The sequence below is a fragment of the Mammaliicoccus sp. J-M41 genome (genome assembly GCF_022385935.1).
Lineage (GTDB): Bacteria > Bacillota > Bacilli > Staphylococcales > Staphylococcaceae > Mammaliicoccus > Mammaliicoccus sciuri_A.
In genome coordinates this window covers 24389-44600 of record NZ_JAJNIR010000021.1, presented here as the reverse complement: position 1 = coordinate 44600, position 20212 = coordinate 24389, and the positions used below count along the sequence as shown (strand labels likewise).

Below are 20212 nucleotides of genomic sequence, written 5' to 3'. Positions count from 1 at the left end.
AACTTCAAAACAAATATAGTTGTTCGATTCATTAAAAACCAAAGGTTGATTACATACTAAAGATATTACACAAACATATGGACTTGACTGAGTTTTGTAATCAAGAGCCCCGTTATAAACAAGTTTGGGCGAAAGTGTTCATAACGTATCCATTACAATCTCACGAATTAACAATTCATATGTCGCTTTTTTGTTGTTTAATCTTATATGTGCGATGTATCGTATACGCGCGGAATATGGTAAAATTAAAGCATTAAAAATCTTTATAAATCTGATTATTCTATTGGTTGAGCTTGAATATAATAATTAAGAAATGAGCTAATATTGAAAGAGGTTAGGTATATGATTAAATTTATACATTGTGCGGATTTACACCTTGATAGTCCATTTAAGTCTAGACATTATTTAAGCCCTTCTATTTTAAGCGATGTAAAACAAAGTGCATATAATAGTTTTAGAAAAATTGTTGACGACGCAATTAAAGAGCAAGTTGACTTCATCGTCATTGCAGGGGATTTATTTGATCAAAATAATAGAACTTTGCGTGCGGAAGTGTTTTTAAGAGAGCAATTTCTTAGACTACAAGATGAACAAATTTTTGTTTATATTATACATGGTAACCACGATCCTTTATCTGTTGGTGTCCATACAGTTTGGCCAGAGAATGTTACAGTTTTCTCTGATAAAGTTTCTACTTATCAACTTATTACGAAAAATGGACAAGTTGTTTATTTACATGGTTTTAGTTATCAAAAAGATCAAAGTTATGAGAATAAAATTGATGAATATCCTGAATCTACAGGTAATAAAGGGATACATATTGGTGTATTACATGGTACATATTCACAAGCTTCAGGAGTGAAGCAAAGATATACTGAATTCAATATTGAAGATTTAAATAGCAAATTATATCATTACTGGGCATTGGGGCATATTCACGAAAGAGCAATGATTAGTGAGTTATCTCAAGTCCATTATCCTGGTAATATACAAGCCCGTCATTTTAAAGAAAAAGGTGAAAAGGGTTATTTATTAGTTGAAGGTGATGAGTCTAAATTACAAGCATCATTCAAACCAACTCAATATATTAGGTTTGAAAAAGCGGTCATTGAAACTCAAGCTAAAGGTAAGCATGCATTATACGAAGCGATACAAAAATTCAAAGATAGTGTGAGAACTGAAGGTAAGGCTTTTTATCAATTAGATGTTTATGTTAAACATGATGAAATTTTAAAACAAGATGAAATTAACCAAGTTATTCAATTGATACAAGAGTATGAAGAGAATCAAACAAACTTTATCTTTGTTGAACAGTTGAATGTATTCTTTGATCAAGATTCAGAAGTAGCTTTAGCGAATGAGTTCAATGATGATATCCTACAAGACGAGAACATTCTTGAAGAAGCACTCAGTGATTTGTATATGAATCCAAAAGCAAATCGATTTTTAGAGCCATTTAGTGATGTTGATAAACAAGCACTTATTGAGCGTGGGGAAGCAATTTTAAAAAGAAGAATGAGAGGTTAAAGCGATGAAAATTAAATCTTTAGAAATTTATGGCTATGGCCAACTCATGTCTAGAAAAATAAAATTTGATCAAAGTTTTATGCAAATATATGGTGAGAATGAAGCAGGAAAATCAACGATACAAGCATTTATTCATTCTATATTATTTGGCTTTCCAACTAAAAAAGAAAATGAACCAAGATTGGAACCAAGACTAGGGAACCAATACGGCGGTAAGTTAGTGTTAGATTTCGATGGTCAAATTGTTGAAGTTGAAAGAGTTAAAGGTCGCGTAACAGGTGACGTTAAAGTATATCTTTCTAACGGTAAAGTTAAAGATGAAGAATGGCTGAAACAAAAGTTAAATTTCATTAATAAACGAACTTATCAAGGTATCTTCTCTTTTAATGTATTAGGATTACAAGATATTCATAAGAACTTAACTGAAGACCAACTTCAAATGTATTTACTTCAAGCAGGTGCACTCGGTTCAACTGAGTTCACAGGTATGAGTGATTTAATGCAAGTTGAGAAAGATGCATTATATAAGAAGAATGGTAAAAATCCAGTGCTAAATGTTCAATTAGAGCAGTTGAATGATTTAGAAATTAAGATTAAAAACGAAGAAAAGAAACTTTCAGAATATGAAAGACTTCAAGATGAACGTGATAAAACATCTCGAAGATTAAATCAATTAAAAGAGAATCTCGGTAAACTTACTGATAGGTTAACAAGTAAAGAAAAAGAAATTTCACTACATAACGAAGTGGTTGAATGGAAGAAGTTAGAAAGCAATTTAAATATAGAACCATATGAATTCCCTGAACAAGGGATAGAGCGCTATGAATCAGCTGTACGTTCTAATGAAAGTATTAAACGCGATTTAACGCTAAGAAATGAAAAGCTTGGACAAGTCGTACATACTTTAGAAAATGTTAAAGTTATGTCTGAACGAGATGAAAAAGCGCTCAATAGTATTAGACAAAGAGAATCAGATATTAAAGAGAAACATCAAGAATTAAAACAATTAAACCAGCAAATCGATAATGCTGAACGTGATAATGAATTACTTAGACAAGATATCGGCTGGAATGAAGAATTTTTAGATGTAGATACGTCTGACGCGATGAAGACACATATAGCTGAAGTCAATCGCATTAGAGAAGAAAACGTTGCAGAACGCGAACAAATAAAACGTTCGCTCAACCAATTATCAATTGAACAAGAGCGTTACTCTAACAATGTTGATAAATTGCATAATGATCTCGTATCTGATGAAAACTATGAACAAAAGAAAGTATATAATCAAAAAGCGCTAGAGCTTGGCGAAAAGAAATCACTATACAAAAAAATGGAAGAAAGCTTTAATAAGCAAAAAGAAGAAAGTGAAAAGAGAAGTAAACAATATAGACTTGCTTCTGGCATTGGTGGCATATTATTAATCGCAATTGCCATTTATGCGTTTATTGCATCACAAATTGTATTTAGTGCTATATTCGCTGTTGTAGGTGTTGTATTAGTTGGATTAGCCTTTATGATTAAATCTAAAGAGTTAAATCATGATCAAGCATTTTCTAAAGAAATAGATGAATTAGAAGAGAAAGTTCAACACTTAAAGCAATTTTATGATTTAGACTTTAATCTTGATGAACAAACGAAAATTAGACAAGAATTAGAAAGTTATTATCAGTCTCAAGAGATACTATCTACTAAGCAATCTGAATTAAATAAAGAACTTGAACAAGTAGAAGAAATTATTGAGACTAAAGAAAGAGCACTTAAAGAAACTAAAGTAAGTTTACATGTATCTAATCAAATATCTTCACAATTATTAAATGATGCATTGTCGACAATTAGAAAAATTAAACAAAATAGATTAGAAATTACACGCATTACTAAAATAAGAGATGAGAAACAAGCAGCTTTAGAAGCATTTTATAGAGAAGCTGATAGCATTGTGAGTCATGCTGGATTACATTATCAAGAGATTTCACTATTTCATGATGTCAAACAAGCTTTAGACGAACATCAAAAAGAATTTAATATTCAATCACGCAATAACGACCAACAAGCATTATTAACCAATGAAATAAATGCATTGAATGAACGTTTAGAAGAAAATAACAATGTGATTCAATCATTATTTGACTTCATTAGTGTAGATAATGAAGAAGCTTATTATCGTCATCATAAAGCATATGTGTCTTATCATGAGGATTTAAAACGATTTAATTATTTAACAGATTTATTGAACAATCAAAATTACGATTACGATAAAAATACACAACTAAGTTATATGACAAAAACAGACCTAGAAAATGAACGTACTCAGTTAGAAGGTCAAGTTGATGAATATAATGATCGTTATTTAAATGTTCAAGCAGAATTAAGTGATTTGAATGCTCAAATCAATCATATGGAAACGGATGAAACACTTTCAGCTTTAAGACATGAATACCATTTACTTAAAGATAAAGTGAATGAAACTGCAAATGATTGGGCTGCATTGAGTTATTTACAAAACTTAGTTGAAGCACATATTAAACAAATTAAAGATAAACGACTACCTTATGTTGTAAAAGATGCTACAGATATTTTAAAAGCATTAACAGAAGGCAGATATAATCAAGTTATTTATGAAGAACAAAATGTACAAGTTAGACATGAAAATGGACAAATATTCCATCCTACTGAATTAAGTCAATCAACGAAAGAATTATTATATATCGCGTTAAGATTTAGTTTAATTAAATCATTACAAAAATATTATCCATTTCCAATTATCGTTGATGATGCATTTGTGCATTTTGATAAACATCGTAAAGAAATTATGATTAAATATTTAATGAGTATGAAAGATGATATTCAAATACTTTATTTCACTTGTAATAAAGATCAAAATGTACCTCAGAAACAAACAATTACGCTGACAAAAATAGAAGGAGCTAAGAGCAAATGAGAACTATAGAGACATTGAAACCAGGAGACTCAGTAGATCATTACTTTTTGATTCATCGAGCAACTCAAGGTGTTACAGCTCAAGGTAAACCATATATGACACTTTATCTTAAAGATAAAAGTGGTGATATAGAAGCAAAAGTATGGACGGTAACAAATGAAGATATTCAACTACTCGTACCTGAAACGATTATTCGTGTGAAAGGTGACGTTATTGATTATCGTGGAAGAAAACAAATGAAAGTTAATCAATTTAGAGTGGCTGTAGATGAAGATAATGTGAAATTGGAAAACTTCTTAGAAGCGGCGCCATTATCAATCGATGATATGTCAGAAGAAATTATGACGTATATACTAGATATTGAAAATGCTAAATTACAAAGAATTACACGTATATTACTTAAAAAATATCAAAAAGAGTATTTTACATTCCCAGCAGCTAGTTCACATCATCATAATTTTGTTTCTGGCTTAAGCTATCATGTTGTAACAATGTTAAGACAAGCGAAGGCATTGTGTGATATTTATCCAATATTAAATAGAAGCTTATTATATAGTGGTATTATCTTGCATGACTTAGGTAAAGTAAAAGAGTTATCAGGACCAGTCGCTACATCATACACAGTTGAAGGGAACTTATTAGGTCATATTTCAATCGTTAGTGATGAAATTGCACAAGTTGCAAAAGAGCACAATATAGAAGGGGAAGAAGTCCTCTTATTGAGACATTTAGTTTTAAGTCACCACGGTAAATTAGAGTATGGTTCACCAAAATTACCTATGGTTAAAGAAGCAGAAATTCTTCATTTTATTGATAATATTGATGCAAGAATGATGATGTTTGAAAAACATCTTAAAAAAGTAGATAAAGGTCAATTTACAGAGCGCATCTTTGCTTTAGAAAATAGACAATTTTATAAACCTGAAACTTTAGATTAATCAAAAAAAGCTATGAAGTAACGTTTAACGTTTCTTCATAGCTTTTTAATTTTAGCTTGCTGATGATTGTTGTGCTGCTTGCATTTGTTGTTGTTGTAATGCTTTTTCGTTTAAGATATTATCTTCGATTGCTTTTTTAATATCTTTATCTTTGTAGTCAACTTTGTATTCATCTAATAATTTCTTGTAAGCATTGATGATGATCTTAGGTTCTTTTTGGATTTTTAGTTGACGATATTGTTCTTTAAGGCTCGCTTTTTCTTTCTTAGATGGTTCGCCTTTATCTGCTTTTATAATATGGTAACCATATTGAGATTTAACAACATCTGAAATTTCGTCATCTTTTTTAAGTTTGAATAATGCTTTTTCAAATGACTCATCCATTTGACCTTTCAATACAAATCCTAGAGCGCCGCCTTTAGATTTAGTACCTTCATCTTGTGATTCTTTCTTAGCAATTTTTTCAAAGTCGTCTGGGTTTTTCTTAATTTGAGCTAGTAATTTTTCAGCTTTTTTCTTAGCTGCTTTATCACTTAAACCTTCATCAGAATCATCTGATTTAACTTTGATTAAGATATGTGAAGCCTTTTTAGTATTTTCATCGATTTCTTTGTCAGAAACTTTTACGGCATCGTTGATAAATTCTTCTTGATATTTAGAAGTTTTTTGAGATTCTTTAAAGTCTTTTATAGTAGCACCTGGTTTTTCTTGTTGTAGTGCTTCTTCAAATTTCTTCTTACCACCGTATTGCTCGATTTGTTTATCAACTTGTTTGTCTAATTTCTTCGTATCAACTTTGTCTTCGTATTTATCTTTTAAGACTTTGTTAAGTACAATTTGAAATGCATTTTGTGCGACTTCGTTACTACCCATTTTGTCTAGTACGTCTTGTGAAGTTACGTTTCCGGCTTTAGTTTCTACTAAAGTTTCTCCAGAATTATCTGAACCATTACCACAAGCGCCTAAAGTTAATACTGATGCTGAAAGTGTTACAGGTAACACTATTTTTTTAATTGATTTCATAAATAGAACTCCTTTTGTAAGAATACAATGATAAATATAGCATATATACTATTTTAAATACAAAAAATAAACTATAAATGTTCGGCATCCAGTGAACGTTTTGTTAACAATTCGATACCATTTTTTCTTTCTTCAATATAAGTACCTTTTTTTGTAAATAAAATAATCTTCAAATAAAGTAAATCGATAATTGATATGCCAATATTGATAGACATGATAAATAAAATGTAATGTCCATATTGTGGAATTATATTTACGAGTGCAATAGATAGGGTAGTTATCGTAACGAGTGGGCAAATAAGTGCAAAACAAAATACAATCTTATTAACTGGTTGATCTACTCTAATATTATATAAAGGTAAAGCACGTTTAGCTTTAGTCGTTTTGTTCATTTTAAATGACTTACGATAATACATTAATACAATCAAATGCAACAATTTATGAATTGGATAAATTAAGCAAAGGACGAATAAGAATAGTATAAACTTATCGTCCTTTAAAGGTTCTGTTTGTATATAATTGAATATTTCGTAAGTGACGATAAATGTTAAGAATGAAACTAAAGCACTAATTAATACAATTCTCTGCAATCCATAACGAGACTGTATATTAATTGATTTAGAACACAAAAACATGGTTAATGTCACCTTCTAAGATATGATTTATCTTGATATTATGCATCATCCTCAGACTGTTCGTCAAGTAGATATTTTCTTAATTGCTCATGGTTTTGTTCAATGTGATGAATAAAGTCGCTACCATATATTTGACCAACGATATATTTCACATCTGTAAATTCTGGCATATTGTACATGACTTTCTCATAATCTGCAGCAATTTCATATAATCTGTTCGTATCATTTGAATAGTTTAAATATGTCTTTCTTAACACTGCAAGACCTTTATCTGTTAATTCTAAATAAGTCGTACGCTTATCGTGCTGACTTTTAGGCATTGTTAAATAGCCACGTTTTTCTAAATTTTTAGCGAAATTGAAAACAGTAGATACATGCATAACGCCATATTTACTCACTTCAGATATTGTAGCTTCATTTAAGCTTCTAATAATAATTAAAATATGATGTTCATTAATATTTAAGTCGAAAGGCTTAATCCATTGCTGCCAATCTTTCTCGATTGTCTTCCATAAAGCTTTAGATAACTGTGAAACCTTATGAGTAAATAACATTTTTTCAATCATGTCCAATTCATTCGACATAGTTAAATCCCCCTTTGTTTGTATAATAAAAGCATGATACTAATGTATCATGCTTAGTTATAACACTTTAATAATATAATAATTTTAACACGTTTTCTAATTTTTTAGAAATGGAAGCTTAGTATTTTGAATTTCTTTTTGAATTTCATTGCCACGATTGCTAATATTTTCAATATTTTTCTGTATTTGTTCAATATTAGGGTTAATATCAGCTTTAAATTCATTAATCATCGTTTTAATTTCTTCACTTAATGATTGAATGGCAATTTGGCTTTCGTCTTTAGTCTTTAATACATAATCTTTTATTTCAATAGCATTGTCTTTAATTTCACTTAATTGAATTTTAGATCCGTCAGCAGTTGATTTTAAATCTGTCTTTAAAGCATCACCAGAACGGTCTGTATTTAAAATGGCTGTTGTAAAACCTGTAACAAATCCTACACCAACACCAATTGCGAGTCTTGAAAATTTCATAATTATCCTCCTTGATATCTCTTATTTAAATATATACCCTGAATTTTTATAAACATGCAGTGTATTAAAAATGCTGTTGAATTGTTTGTGCGATTTCTGCTTTTTTCTCATCATCTAATTGGTCTTCATTTGTATTCCAAATATAACCGAATCCATCAATATCTTCTTTATATCTAGGGATTAAGTGGAAGTGGATATGGAATACAGATTGTGAAGCATACTCACCATTATTTTGAATAATATTTAAACCATCAGGATTGAAAGCTTTTTTGATGGCATTTGCAACGATTGGTAAAGCTTCAGCTATGTGTTTCATTGTTTCTGGGTCTGTTTCATAAATATTTGGTGAAGCTTTCTTTGGTATAAGTAATGTGTGTCCTTTACTTACTTGAGAAATATCTAAGAATGCATATACATAATCATTTTCGTAAACTTTGAATGATGGGATTTCACCATCGATAATTTTGCTGAATATTGTTTCTGACATACTATCATCTCCTATGTAAATATTAGTTTTATTATATCATGCTCGTAATATCATCTCACTGATAAAGATAATATTTAATGAATGTAACATTGAGAACATGCTACAATATATTTTGGAGGTGTGTTCACGTGACAATTAAAGTGAATAATTTAACAGGTGGATACGGTAAAAAAGCTGTTATCCATGATATCTCATTTGAATGTAAACCAAGTGAAGTCGTAGGACTTATTGGATTAAATGGTGCAGGGAAAAGTACAACAATTAAACATATACTTGGCTTATTAACACCACAACAAGGTGAGATGTCCATTAATAATATAGATATTAAAGCAGATATAGAATCTTATAGAAGAAATCTTACATATATACCAGAAAGTCCAGTTTTATATGATGAATTAACTTTAGAAGAACATATTTACATGACTGCAATGGCATATGGTATTGATAAAGATACAGCGCTTGAAAAGGCAATGCCGTTATTGAAAAGACTAAGACTTGAAAATGAATTAAAAGTCTTTCCGATACATTTTTCAAAAGGTATGAAACAAAAAGTTATGATTGTTTGTGCATTCTTAGTTGAACCGACACAATATATCATAGATGAACCATTCTTAGGGTTAGATCCATTAGGTATACAAACAATGTTAGATTTAATAGTAGAAAGACGTAATCAAGGCTCTTCAGTATTAATGTCTACACATATACTTGCAACTGCTGAAAGATATTGCGACCGATTTATTATATTACATCAAGGTCGTTTAGTAGCGATGGGCAATTTAGAAGAATTGAGAGAAAAAACTGGACTTACTAATGCAACACTAGATGATATTTATATACATTTAACACAAGGTGAAGCGTATGAATGATGTAAATACTTTATATAAGGTTAGACAAAGAGAAGAAGTATTAGAGAAAATGAATTACAATAAATTCATCTTTAATGGTCATTTCTTGATATTTATAACCATTATGATTGGCGCTTTTGCGTTGGGCTATAGTAATTGGTTAAAAGATATTCCACAAAATATTAACTATCGTTTAATCTTTTCAGTTATATTATCTATTTGTTCGATATTTCCAATGAGGACTTTCTTTAGAGAAGCAGATAAGTTATATTTGTTACCATTTGAAAAACACTTAACGCTCTATATTAGAAAAGCACTGACTTATAGTTATTTTAATCGACTATATTTACCAGTCGTAATATTAGTGATCGGTTTACCATTATTCTATCAATTAATGGGTGGTAAATTTTATTTATATATCACGGTAATGGTTTTGAGTTTCATCTTTCCAATTCTAGGACTGATGATGGAATGGTTCTGGTTAAAATATGGTTTAGAAATATGGGGAATTAATGTATTACTCTTTATCGTATATGCGAGTGGTTATTACACAACTTTAAAAGTAGGGGCTTTATCAGGTCTATTATCTATTGTCGTATTGATTGCTTTAATTATTTTATTAGAAAATATCAATAGAGGTACTTTTTATCAGTGGGAAACATTAATCACTATCGAACATAATCATAAGATGAATTATTATAAATTCGTTAATATGTTTACAGATGTAAAAGTATTAAATGAACGAACAGTTCGCAGAAGATATTTAGATGTCTTCTTAAAAGTTCCGAGTCCTAAGAAATTTAATCAAAATTATATGTATAAATTCTTATTTGTAAGAAGTTTTGCGAGAGGGAAAGATGCATTCTTTATCGTATTAAGATTATTGATTATCGGACTTGTATTAATTTGGTGGATTGATCAGCCATTCATATCAGCCATATTAGGTGCTTTAATCATGTACTTGTTGATATTACAATTATCTCAATTTTATAAACAACAAGCATACGGGTTGTGGCCACAAGTATGGCCGGTTAGTGAAGGACAAGTTGTTAAAGGCTATCATCAGTTTTTAATTAATATCATGCTTGTATTAGGTATTATTTTATCAATCATATATATCTTGAAATTTGTTACAGCGATTTATTTCGTTATATTATTCTTCGTTGTTGGTTGGTTAACAATAGATTCGTCCATTAAGAAAATTAAAAAACATCAAGAGCTACTTAGAGATTAATAACAAATAAAAAAGAAGAAATGACTCAGTGAGAATCATTTCTTCTTTTTTATTTTATAATTATGCTTCTTCGTTTTCTGTTTCTTCATCTTCTTCAGGTCTATACCAATACTTTGTATAATTTGCTGTTGAATATTGTTCAGCGCCAGAGAATTTACGAGTAGCCTCTCTTGAGAAATATTCCGCATAGAAAGATGATTTTGTGAAATCTTCATATAATTCGTTTGAATCGAAACCTACTAATATCATATAAGTATCGCCTTTTCGAGGTTTAAGTAATCTAAATGATTCGAACCCTTCGAAATTATCAAATTGACTGTCGATATCTACATAATGATTTTCGAATCGATGTTGCATTTCATCAGATACAGGAATGTAGCTTGCTGCTATAAATTCATGATTGATAAAAACACCTTTTGATTCTAATATTCGATATTCTCTTGGTTGTGCAAATACTGTATCACCATTTGTTTCATGAATAAGTACTGTCGTATCTTGTCTCGTATAATGATGAATATCTTCATCTGGATGTTTCTTCATTATACTATGCAGAAAATGATACGTACCTGTTGTTATATAACATTTCATAATGATATACCTCCTATATCTCTTTAATTAGATTATAAACATGTAAGCGCTAAAATCAACCAATACATGAAATCTTTTGTATAATTTATGAATTTTTGTACACATAGATGTCTTTATAATAGAATATGTTAAAATAGATTGTAATGATTATAATGAGGTGAAATAAATGAGTGTACCGTTTAACGATACAATTTTAAAAGCAGCAAAGGGAGAAAAAACAACTCATACACCAGTTTGGTTTATGAGGCAAGCAGGTAGATCACAGCCTGAATATAGAAAAATTAAAGAAAAGTATTCATTATTTGAAATTACACATCAACCAGAACTTTGTGCATATGTTACAAAATTACCAGTAGATCAATATAATACTGATGCTGCAATTTTATATAAAGATATTATGACACCTTTAACTGGAATTGGTGTAGATGTAGAAATTAAATCTGGAATAGGACCTGTTATACATAACCCTATTAAAGACATTTCTGATATTAATCGATTAGGTCAAATCAATCCTGAAGAAGACGTGAAATATGTCTTAGATACGATTAAACTTTTAACAGAAGAACAACTAAACGTACCATTAATAGGATTTACTGGCGCACCGTTCACGCTAGCGAGCTATATGATTGAAGGTGGACCTTCTAAAAATTATAATAAGACTAAAGCGTTTATGTATAAACAGCCAGAAGCTTGGTTTAAATTAATGGATACATTAGCAGATATGGCAATTCGCTATACACATGCTCAAATTGATGCTGGATGTAAGATGATTCAAGTATTCGATTCATGGGTAGGTGCGTTAAATGCTGAAGATTATCATTATTTCATTAGACCATCTATGAATAAAATTTTTGCAGCAATTAAAGAAAAGAACGTACCTGTTACAACATTTGGTGTTGGAGCAAGCCATTTAATAGAAGAATGGAATCAATTACCGGTTGATGTAATCGGGCTAGATTGGCGCTTACAAATCAAAGAAGCTAGGGAAAAAGGTATTACTAAGACGTTACAAGGAAACTTAGATCCAGCTATTTTACTAGCACCATGGGAAGTTATTGAACAAAGACTCGTTCAAATATTGGATCAAGGTTTAGTAGACCATAATTATATCTTTAATCTTGGACATGGTGTCTTTCCAGAAGTACAACCTGATACATTGAGAAGAGTTGCTCAGTTTGTGCATGATTATTCAGCAAAATATAAATCACAACAAAGATAGGTTATTAAACAGCTTAATTTTATTAAAGGGAGTATAGAAGATGAATAAAAAAGTGGGACTTTTAGTTATGGCATATGGTACACCTTATAAAGAAAGTGACATTGTACCTTATTATACACACATTAGACATGGTCGTAAGCCATCTGATGAGCAAATTGAAGACTTAAAAGGACGTTATAAAGCGATTGGTGGTATTTCACCATTAGCAGGTACAACAGAGAAACAAGCAGAAAGTTTACTTGGCGCTTTAAATGAAGCATATGAAGATGTTGAATTTAAGTTGTACATTGGTTTAAAACATATTCATCCATTTATTGAAGATGCAGTAGAACAAATGCATAATGATGGTATTGAAGAAGCGGTTACGATTGTATTAGCACCTCATTATTCTAATTTCTCAGTTGGAAGTTATAATAAACGTGCTCAAGAAGAAGCAGATAAATACGGCATTTCAATGCATCACGTTGAGCAATTTTACAATGAACCAGCATTTATTTCTTACTGGACAAACATGATTGATGAAACATTACAAACGATTCCAGAAGAAAGTCATGATGAAACAGTATTAATCGTTTCTGCGCATAGTTTGCCTGAAAAAATTAAAAAAGCAAATGATCCATACCCTGATCAATTAGAAGAAACTGCTAAAATTTTAAGTGAAGAATCTAACATTAAACATGTATCAGTAGGTTGGCAATCAGAAGGTCAAACTGGAGAACCTTGGTTAGGACCAGATGTTCAAGATTTAACAAGAGACTTATATAATGAACATGGCTATAAACACTTTATTTATACACCAGTAGGATTTGTATGTGAACATTTAGAAGTATTATATGATAACGACTATGAATGTAAAGTTGTTTGTGATGAATTAGGCGTGAAATATCACAGACCACCAATGCCAAATATTGATCCTAAATTTATAGAAGCAATGGTATCAGCAATTAAGAAAAAATTCTAATTCGATATTCGATTAAGAAAGAAGTGTTAAGAATGTCAAAACGAATTGCAATAATAGGGGCAGGGATAACTGGGTTATCTGCTGCCCATTATTTAAGAAGAGATTATCCAAATGCAGAAATTGATGTATATGAACAATCAGACAGAGTAGGCGGCAAAATCAAAACGTATCGTAAAGATGGTTATACAATTGAACTAGGGCCAGAATCTTACTTAGGTAGAAAGACAATTATGACAGAATTGGCTGAAGAAATTGGGATTGCTGATGATTTAGTAACAAATAAAACAGGGCAATCATATATTTACAGCCATAATAAGTTATATCCAATACCAGGCGGTTCAATTATGGGTATACCTACAGAAATCAAACCATTTCTTAAGACACAATTGATTTCGCCAGCAGCTAAATTAAGAGCAGGATTAGATTATTTCTTACCTGTTAAACCGATGCATACAGATATATCAATCGGCCATTTCTTTAGACAAAGATTAGGTGATGAAGTATTAGAAAACTTAATCGAACCTTTAATGGCAGGTATTTATGGTGCAAATATTGATAAATTAAGCTTAAAAACAACATTTCCTCATTTTAAAGAACAAGAAGAAAAAGAGGGCGGCTTAATAAAAGGCATGATAGCTCAAAAAGCAAAAAATAATGCTGATAAAAAAGTAACAGTTAAACCAAAAGGTCAATTTAAACAATTTAGACATGGCCTTGAATCATTCATTCAAACTTTACGTGATAGTCTTGAAGATAAAGGAGTTCAAATACATTTAAACGCTCCAGTTCAAAATTTAGTAGAAAAAGATAACAAAACAATTTTGACGATAAATAATGAAGAGCATGAATATGATGGTGTAATTGTTACAATACCACACCAACATTTCGTTAAATGGTTTGAAGATGACCTTAAATTAGATTACTTTAACTATATGCCTTCAACAAGTGTGGCAACAGTCGTTATGGCATTTGATAAAGACCAAGTCGTGAATGATAAAGATGGAACTGGATTTGTAATCGCAAGAACAAGTGATACAGCCATAACAGCATGTACTTGGACAAACAAAAAATGGCCACATACAACACCAGAAGGAAAAGTCTTATTAAGAGCATATGTAGGTAAACCAGGCTCAAATATTATTCATCACAAAGACGAAGAACAATTGAAACAAGTCGCTCTAAATGATTTGAATAAAATCATGGCGATTAAAGGAGAACCAGAATTCTTTATCGTAACGAAATTACCACACAGCATGCCTCAATATGAAGTCGGTCATATTGATCGTATTAGAGATATACAAGAACATATCGATCAGAATTATCATAACCTTATCATAACAGGCGCTTCATTTGATGCAGTCGGATTACCAGACTGTGTACAAATGGCTAAGAACGCAAGTGACAAGATGATAGAGTATTTGAAGTAGATAGTAGAAAGTAGTAAGTAGATAGTGTGCGGAAGTGGAAGAAAGCGTATGGAAGTGCAGGGAAAAGGAACAGAAATTCTAATTTAATATTAGAATTTCTGTTTTTTTGTTGGAGGGGGAGGGTGAATATTGCTAGTGGAGAGTGACAAGCAATGTTGGAGGACTGAATATTGCTAGTGGAGGGTGACAAGCAATGTTGGAGGACTGAATGTTGCTAGTGGAGGGTGACAAGCAATATTGGGAGTCTGAATATTGCTAGTGGAGAGTGACAAGCAATGTTGAGAGGTTGAATATTGCAAGTGGGGTGTGACAAGCAATGTTGAGAGGTTGAATAGTGCAAGTGGAGGGTGGCAAGCAACATAGAGCAGCTGTAAATTGCAAGACAGGCCAAACATGAAACATAGAGTCGTTGTAAGTTGCAAGACAGGCCAAACAAGCAACATAGAGATGTCTATATAACTTAATGTATACTTTATTAAAAATGTGGAATTTTAATTCATCTTTTTCACAATGACTTCAAAAAAACTACTTTATGATCATTTTTTTCTGTAAAAGTCATGAAAAAATGACACTTTAGAAGATAAAAAAGAGTGTGTTTTGAATGATTATTTCTCCCTTTAGTGACAATTGTCACATAGATGTTAAAAGTTCAAATTTTTATTAAGAAAAGTAAAGAAATAGCATTGACGTTCTTTATATTTCTATATATACTTAAGTAGTTCTCAATTAGAGGCCCCTTGGTCAAGCGGTTAAGACACCGCCCTTTCACGGCGGTAACACGGGTTCGAATCCCGTAGGGGTCACCATTTTTAATAAAAATTTATTAAAATTTTATTGACATAATATTAATGAATGTGTTATATTAATAAGGTAGCCAAATTACTTATTATTAGCGCGGGATGGAGCAGTTCGGTAGCTCGTCGGGCTCATAACCCGAAGGTCGGTGGTTCAAATCCGCCTCCCGCAATACTTTTTAATGATGGTCCCGTGGTGTAGCGGTTAACATGCCTGCCTGTCACGCAGGAGATCGCGGGTTCGATTCCCGTCGGGACCGCCATTTATATTTTGGCTCAGTAGCTCAGTCGGTAGAGCAAAGGACTGAAAATCCTTGTGTCGGCGGTTCGATTCCGTCCTGAGCCATACTTTTTTAAACAAGTATGGCGATTGTGGCGAAGTGGTTAACGCATCGGATTGTGGTTCCGACATTCGTGGGTTCGATTCCCATCAGTCGCCCCATATATATATTATTTACTTAAGCGGGTGTAGTTTAGTGGTAAAACCTCAGCCTTCCAAGCTGATGTTGTCGGTTCGATTCCGATCACCCGCTCCATTATTATTCCACAGTAGCTCAGTGGTAGAGCTATCGGCTGTTAACCGATCGGTCGTAGGTTCGAGTCCTACCTGTGGAGCCATAAGGCCCCTTGGTCAAGCGGTTAAGACACCGCCCTTTCACGGCGGTAACACGGGTTCGAATCCCGTAGGGGTCATATAATCAGAGGTGAAATATCGCTTCTGATTTTTTTGTTTGTGGAGAGTTGTCCGAGTTGGCCGAAGGAGCACGCCTGGAAAGTGTGTAGGCGCCACAAGCGTCTCGAGGGTTCGAATCCCTCACTCTCCGTTTGTACCTTAATAATCAACTAATCCAAGACGTTGATATTGCTGGATTTTCTTGCATTTGGTAAGTTGATCCGTTTGAGCAAGTGTCAAAAAAGTGTCTAGAGAAAATTTCTCTTACTTTTTGACACTTGCTCTTTTTTATTACTTAATTATTCAATAATAGTATGATTTGTTCTATTTTCAAAGCATTCTTTAATTTGTTTTGTTGTATTTCTTTTAGTCGATAGTTCAGGTAAATTATTGATTCCAAAGTATTTAACTGAACTGGTTTCAACACTTGTTGTTAATTCTCCACTAACTCTATTACAGAAATAAATTAGCTTATAATAATGATTTAATGAATTGTCTGGATTAGATTTATTTGTATCATAAACCGCAATAATGGGTTGTAAAGATAATATGACTGTTGAACTAGCAACGGTTGTTAATTTTAATGAACCAAACCATAATCCGAAATGAAGAGCTAAAAATAGACCAGCTAATACAAGATATAGAAAATCTTTAAGGTTTAATTTGAAGATTTCTTTTTTATATCGATATGCAAAGGGTACTAGCAAGATGACTGCTATAAACATTCTGTTCATGCTTATTACGCTAGAAGGGGCGTTTGATAGCTTTACTAATATGGCAGCTAGTGAAATTGCAATAATTGAAATAAGTAATAACATATTAGTCTGTTTATTCATAAGCAAAACCCCAATTTAAATTATAATTTTAGATGTATGATTGGATAATCTCTGCCTTGTTCATCATGTGAAGATTCTTTATATGATTTAAATCCATTTTTAATATAAAAGTTCAAGGCTTGCTCGTTATCTTTGTTTACATCAACTTTTTGGATATGATCTTCAGTTAACAAGTGTTGAAGTATTTCAGTTCCAAATCCTTTTCTGAAATGTTCTGGATCTATAAATAACATTTCTAAGTTACCTTTATTGATACCTGAGAAACCAACAGCTGCTCCATCGTATAGCCATAAGTTTGCATCTACATATTTTAAGTAGGTGGGTATTTCTTTTTTTAATGCAATTCTGTCTTCCTCTTTTAAAAGTGATGTGTTGCGAGTACGGAACGTTCCCAAATTTTTAATGCAAGTGGATAATCTTTCTCTTGTAGTTCTGTTTTTACTAAGCACATTGTTATGACTCCTAACTCGTTATCAATATTAAAATGATAGCATATGTAGGTTAAATGCGTATAGCGTATTGTCATTTTTTTATAAAGTTACAATCTTATAAATGCTATATTTTAATAATAAATTTATAGGAATATTCTAACGTTAAAATTTGATTCATTGGTGTAAAGGTATTGTGTTTTCTATGTATTTATCAATTTATTATACTAGAATGATATTTGCGGTATTTATTATATGATTGCTTTAACTTATCAGTTCTGTTTTTAATTGTTTCAATAGTGATTATATGTTATTAATTAAGTTAGGTTAAAAATACTTATTTATAAAGTGAATGCATTTATTGTATATACAATGGAGGAAGTAATGAAATTAGCGTGGTTAATTGATACAACAACTTATATTGATCAAAATATGGATGATAAAGATTTATTTGTCGTTTCTTTATCTACAATTATTAATGACAAACCTTATAAAGATTCAGAATTTGAAAGTTCAAAGTTATTTTTTGATATGTTAAAAGAAAATGGTAATGGTGCTAAAACGGCTCAACCTACACCTCAAGATTTTATTGAGACGTATGAGCAAATTCAAGAAGAAGGTTATACGCATGTTATTGCGGTTCATCCTTCTAGTAGTTTATCAGGAACATATGCATCATCGTTATCAACTGCACAATCTTTCCCTATGGAAATTCGTGTAATTGATAGTGGAACAGGAAGCTTTCCTCAAAAAGAATTAGTCGAGTATGGTAGAAAACTTTATGACGAGGACTATTCATTTGAAGAAATCGTTAATAAGTTAGAAGAAGTTAAACATACAAGTGAATTATATTTGTTGCCACGAAACTTACAACAATTAAAGAATAGTGGAAGGGTTTCGAATAGCAAATATTTATTAAGTAGCTTACTTCATATTAAATTACTATTGAAATTAGAGAATAGTACAATCGACTTAGAACTTAAGTCTAGAGGCAATAAGAAAATAGAAGCTTATTTAATCACACATATTAAAGAAATTATTGATAAAGGTGTTACAAACATTGGTGTGTTACATGCAGGAAATGAGCAAGAAGCACATGTATGGAGAGAGCGCATTTTAACTTTAAATAAAGATGTTAATGTATATGTCGAACCGTTAGTTCCAGTAGCATCTGTTCATACGGGGTATGGCACAATTGGAATAGGTTGGATACAAACTCAATAATGAAAACGTTTAAAAATCTGAGAATTTAATTTCTCAGGTTTTTTTATATACAAAATTCAAAAAAACTCTTGTAATTGCATAGCAAAAGTACTAATATGGTTAAATCTGATTAAAATAATAAGATTAAAGGAGCGTTGAGACATGAAAAAATATCCTTTAGCGATTTGGATACTAAGCCTTGGTGCTTTTGCGATAGGTATGACTGAATTTGTAATCATGGGTTTGTTACCTAATATTGCAAGAGATCTTGATGTAACTGTATCTGATGCGGGTCAATTAATTACAGGTTATGCATTGAGTGTTGCAATTGGCGGACCGATTATAGTGTTAGCGACTTATAAATTACCTCGAAAAAATTTACTCGTCTTATTAATGGCTATTTTTATAGTAGGTAACGGGATAGGTGGTATTGCACCTAATTATGGTTCGCTTATGTTAAGTAGAATTATTGCCGCTTTAGCACACGGTTCATTCTTTGGTATTGGATCAATACTAGCAGCAAGTATGGTACCGCCTCATAAAAGAGCAAGTGCAATGGCGTTAATGTTTATGGGATTAACAATGAGCAACATCATTGGTGTACCATTCGGAACATTTGTAGGGCAAATATTTGGCTGGAAAATGACATTTATTATTATTAGTGTTCTAGGACTATTAACATTAATAGGTATTATTCGATTTGTACCTAACCAAAAAGATACACAGCCGTTTTCAATTAAAAATGAATTGAGTGTATTAAAAGATGTTAAACTTTGGCTGACACTAGGTGTAACACTATTCGGATTCAGTAGTGTATTTGCTTATTTCACGTATATTTCTCAAATATTAATCAATGTTTCGCATATAGAAGAACGCTGGATTTCATTTGTCCTTATTATATTCGGTGTTGGTGTAACATTTGGTAATATTATTGGTGGAAAATTAGCAGACTGGAATTTAAATAAAGCACTGAATACGATATTTATCGTCTTCCCAATATATATCTTTATGATGTACTTTATTCAAAACTATAGCTTGCTAATGGTTGTCGGTATTTTTGTATTTGGTTTGATTGGCTTTAGTATGAGCCCATCATTACAATTTAAAAGTATGGTCATTTCACAAGATGCACCAATGCTTGCTAGTACGATGAACCAATCTGCATTTAACATCGGTAATGCGCTTGGTGCGTTCATCGGCGGTATCGTAGTTAGTCAATTAGAAGTTAAGGATTTAGCGTTAGTCGCGCCATTCTTAACAATTATAGGACTTGTCTTCTTATTACTTGAACGATTCGTTACGCAAAGAAGAGAAAAAGAAGCAATCTAATATGATGGAAACCTAGGTGAATTAATCGCCTAGGTTTTTTGATATTATAAAGCATTTTTTATGTTTAAA

17 protein-coding genes, 9 tRNA genes and 1 pseudogene are annotated in these 20212 nt (G+C 31.5%); 19 read left to right on the top strand and 8 right to left on the bottom strand.

Features of this window, described 5'->3' with window-relative positions; all coding sequences use genetic code 11:
* Positions 1 to 342: 342 nt before the first annotated feature.
* The 3 genes from LQ686_RS09005 to yhaM are packed head-to-tail and all read left to right on the top strand — an operon-like array spanning position 343 to position 5403.
* Positions 343 to 1527 carry a metallophosphoesterase family protein gene (locus LQ686_RS09005; RefSeq protein WP_025904812.1) on the top strand — a complete coding sequence of 395 codons (1185 nt, stop codon included), beginning with the start codon at positions 343 to 345 and terminating at the stop codon, positions 1525 to 1527.
* Between the two features lie 4 nt (positions 1528 to 1531).
* Positions 1532 to 4465 carry an ATP-binding protein gene (locus LQ686_RS09000; RefSeq protein WP_025904813.1) on the top strand — a complete coding sequence of 978 codons (2934 nt, stop codon included), beginning with the start codon at positions 1532 to 1534 and terminating at the stop codon, positions 4463 to 4465.
* The gene (gene yhaM, locus LQ686_RS08995; RefSeq protein ID WP_025904814.1) at positions 4462 to 5403 is read left to right on the top strand and encodes a 3'-5' exoribonuclease YhaM; all 942 of its coding nucleotides are present in this window, start codon (positions 4462 to 4464) and stop codon (positions 5401 to 5403) included. Before LQ686_RS09000 ends, yhaM begins: the two co-directional genes overlap by 4 nt.
* A gap of 51 nt (positions 5404 to 5454) precedes the next feature.
* On the opposite strand, the gene LQ686_RS08990 is transcribed toward yhaM, so the two are convergent.
* From LQ686_RS08990 to LQ686_RS08970, 5 genes are all read right to left on the bottom strand, one after another.
* Positions 5455 to 6426 carry a peptidylprolyl isomerase gene (locus LQ686_RS08990; RefSeq protein WP_025904815.1) on the bottom strand — a complete coding sequence of 324 codons (972 nt, stop codon included), beginning with the start codon at positions 6424 to 6426 and terminating at the stop codon, positions 5455 to 5457.
* 71 nt (positions 6427 to 6497) lie between these two features.
* Positions 6498 to 7061: a DUF3267 domain-containing protein gene (locus LQ686_RS08985; protein WP_025904816.1), complete on the bottom strand. Its 564-nt coding sequence runs from the start codon at positions 7059 to 7061 to the stop codon at positions 6498 to 6500.
* A 38-nt stretch (positions 7062 to 7099) separates the two neighbouring features.
* The gene (locus LQ686_RS08980) at positions 7100 to 7645 is read right to left on the bottom strand and encodes an HTH-type transcriptional regulator Hpr (protein ID WP_025904817.1); all 546 of its coding nucleotides are present in this window, start codon (positions 7643 to 7645) and stop codon (positions 7100 to 7102) included.
* A 96-nt stretch (positions 7646 to 7741) separates the two neighbouring features.
* The gene (locus LQ686_RS08975) at positions 7742 to 8119 is read right to left on the bottom strand and encodes a YtxH domain-containing protein (RefSeq protein WP_025904818.1); all 378 of its coding nucleotides are present in this window, start codon (positions 8117 to 8119) and stop codon (positions 7742 to 7744) included.
* Between the two features lie 64 nt (positions 8120 to 8183).
* Positions 8184 to 8606: an HIT family protein gene (locus LQ686_RS08970; protein ID WP_025904819.1), complete on the bottom strand. Its 423-nt coding sequence runs from the start codon at positions 8604 to 8606 to the stop codon at positions 8184 to 8186.
* A gap of 128 nt (positions 8607 to 8734) precedes the next feature.
* Here LQ686_RS08970 and LQ686_RS08965 point away from each other — a divergent pair, with 128 nt between their 5' ends.
* Entirely contained in the window at positions 8735 to 9472 is a 738-nt protein-coding gene (locus LQ686_RS08965) for an ABC transporter ATP-binding protein (protein ID WP_037589715.1), read from the top strand.
* Complete coding sequence (gene ecsB / locus LQ686_RS08960; protein WP_107565465.1) at positions 9465 to 10685, top strand: ABC transporter permease EcsB; 1221 nt, start codon at positions 9465 to 9467, stop codon at positions 10683 to 10685. The genes LQ686_RS08965 and ecsB overlap by 8 nt, the downstream gene beginning before the upstream one ends.
* 60 nt (positions 10686 to 10745) lie before the next feature.
* Here ecsB and LQ686_RS08955 read toward each other — a convergent pair whose 3' ends face one another.
* Positions 10746 to 11273 carry an antibiotic biosynthesis monooxygenase family protein gene (locus tag LQ686_RS08955; RefSeq protein WP_025904822.1) on the bottom strand — a complete coding sequence of 176 codons (528 nt, stop codon included), beginning with the start codon at positions 11271 to 11273 and terminating at the stop codon, positions 10746 to 10748.
* Positions 11274 to 11439: 166 nt separating this feature from the next.
* Between LQ686_RS08955 and hemE the strand changes: the two genes are divergently transcribed.
* From hemE to LQ686_RS08895, 12 genes are all read left to right on the top strand, one after another.
* Positions 11440 to 12492 (top strand): uroporphyrinogen decarboxylase, encoded by a 1053-nt coding sequence (hemE, locus tag LQ686_RS08950; protein WP_025904823.1) that lies wholly within the window; start codon positions 11440 to 11442, stop codon positions 12490 to 12492.
* A 40-nt stretch (positions 12493 to 12532) separates the two neighbouring features.
* A complete protein-coding gene (hemH, locus tag LQ686_RS08945) occupies positions 12533 to 13453 on the top strand; it encodes a ferrochelatase (RefSeq protein WP_025904824.1) in 921 nt (306 codons plus the stop codon).
* Between the two features lie 32 nt (positions 13454 to 13485).
* Positions 13486 to 14880: a protoporphyrinogen oxidase gene (hemY, locus tag LQ686_RS08940; protein ID WP_239733283.1), complete on the top strand. Its 1395-nt coding sequence runs from the start codon at positions 13486 to 13488 to the stop codon at positions 14878 to 14880.
* 731 nt (positions 14881 to 15611) lie between these two features.
* Positions 15612 to 15686 (top strand) — tRNA-Glu (locus LQ686_RS08935).
* 87 nt (positions 15687 to 15773) lie between these two features.
* Positions 15774 to 15847: transfer RNA gene (locus tag LQ686_RS08930), tRNA-Met, on the top strand.
* A gap of 14 nt (positions 15848 to 15861) precedes the next feature.
* Positions 15862 to 15937: transfer RNA gene (locus tag LQ686_RS08925), tRNA-Asp, on the top strand.
* A 10-nt stretch (positions 15938 to 15947) separates the two neighbouring features.
* Positions 15948 to 16020: transfer RNA gene (locus LQ686_RS08920), tRNA-Phe, on the top strand.
* Positions 16021 to 16040: 20 nt separating this feature from the next.
* Positions 16041 to 16116, top strand: a tRNA-His gene (locus LQ686_RS08915).
* A 20-nt stretch (positions 16117 to 16136) separates the two neighbouring features.
* Positions 16137 to 16210: transfer RNA gene (locus tag LQ686_RS08910), tRNA-Gly, on the top strand.
* A gap of 7 nt (positions 16211 to 16217) precedes the next feature.
* Positions 16218 to 16292: transfer RNA gene (locus LQ686_RS08905), tRNA-Asn, on the top strand.
* A 3-nt stretch (positions 16293 to 16295) separates the two neighbouring features.
* Positions 16296 to 16367: transfer RNA gene (locus LQ686_RS08900), tRNA-Glu, on the top strand.
* Between the two features lie 42 nt (positions 16368 to 16409).
* A tRNA-Ser gene (locus tag LQ686_RS08895) sits at positions 16410 to 16498 on the top strand.
* 370 nt (positions 16499 to 16868) lie between these two features.
* On the opposite strand, the pseudogene LQ686_RS14360 reads toward LQ686_RS08895, so the two are convergent.
* A pseudogene (locus LQ686_RS14360) lies at positions 16869 to 17183 on the bottom strand (EamA family transporter); the annotation flags it as partial.
* 20 nt (positions 17184 to 17203) lie between these two features.
* Positions 17204 to 17632: a GNAT family N-acetyltransferase gene (locus LQ686_RS08885; RefSeq protein ID WP_239733282.1), complete on the bottom strand. Its 429-nt coding sequence runs from the start codon at positions 17630 to 17632 to the stop codon at positions 17204 to 17206.
* 363 nt (positions 17633 to 17995) lie between these two features.
* Between LQ686_RS08885 and LQ686_RS08880 the strand changes: the two genes are divergently transcribed.
* Both LQ686_RS08880 and LQ686_RS08875 read left to right on the top strand, forming a co-directional pair.
* A complete protein-coding gene (locus LQ686_RS08880) occupies positions 17996 to 18835 on the top strand; it encodes a DegV family protein (protein WP_103361856.1) in 840 nt (279 codons plus the stop codon).
* 141 nt (positions 18836 to 18976) lie between these two features.
* Positions 18977 to 20143, top strand: a complete 1167-nt coding sequence (locus tag LQ686_RS08875) for an MFS transporter (protein WP_239733281.1) — start codon at positions 18977 to 18979, stop codon at positions 20141 to 20143.
* Positions 20144 to 20212 lie beyond the last annotated feature (69 nt).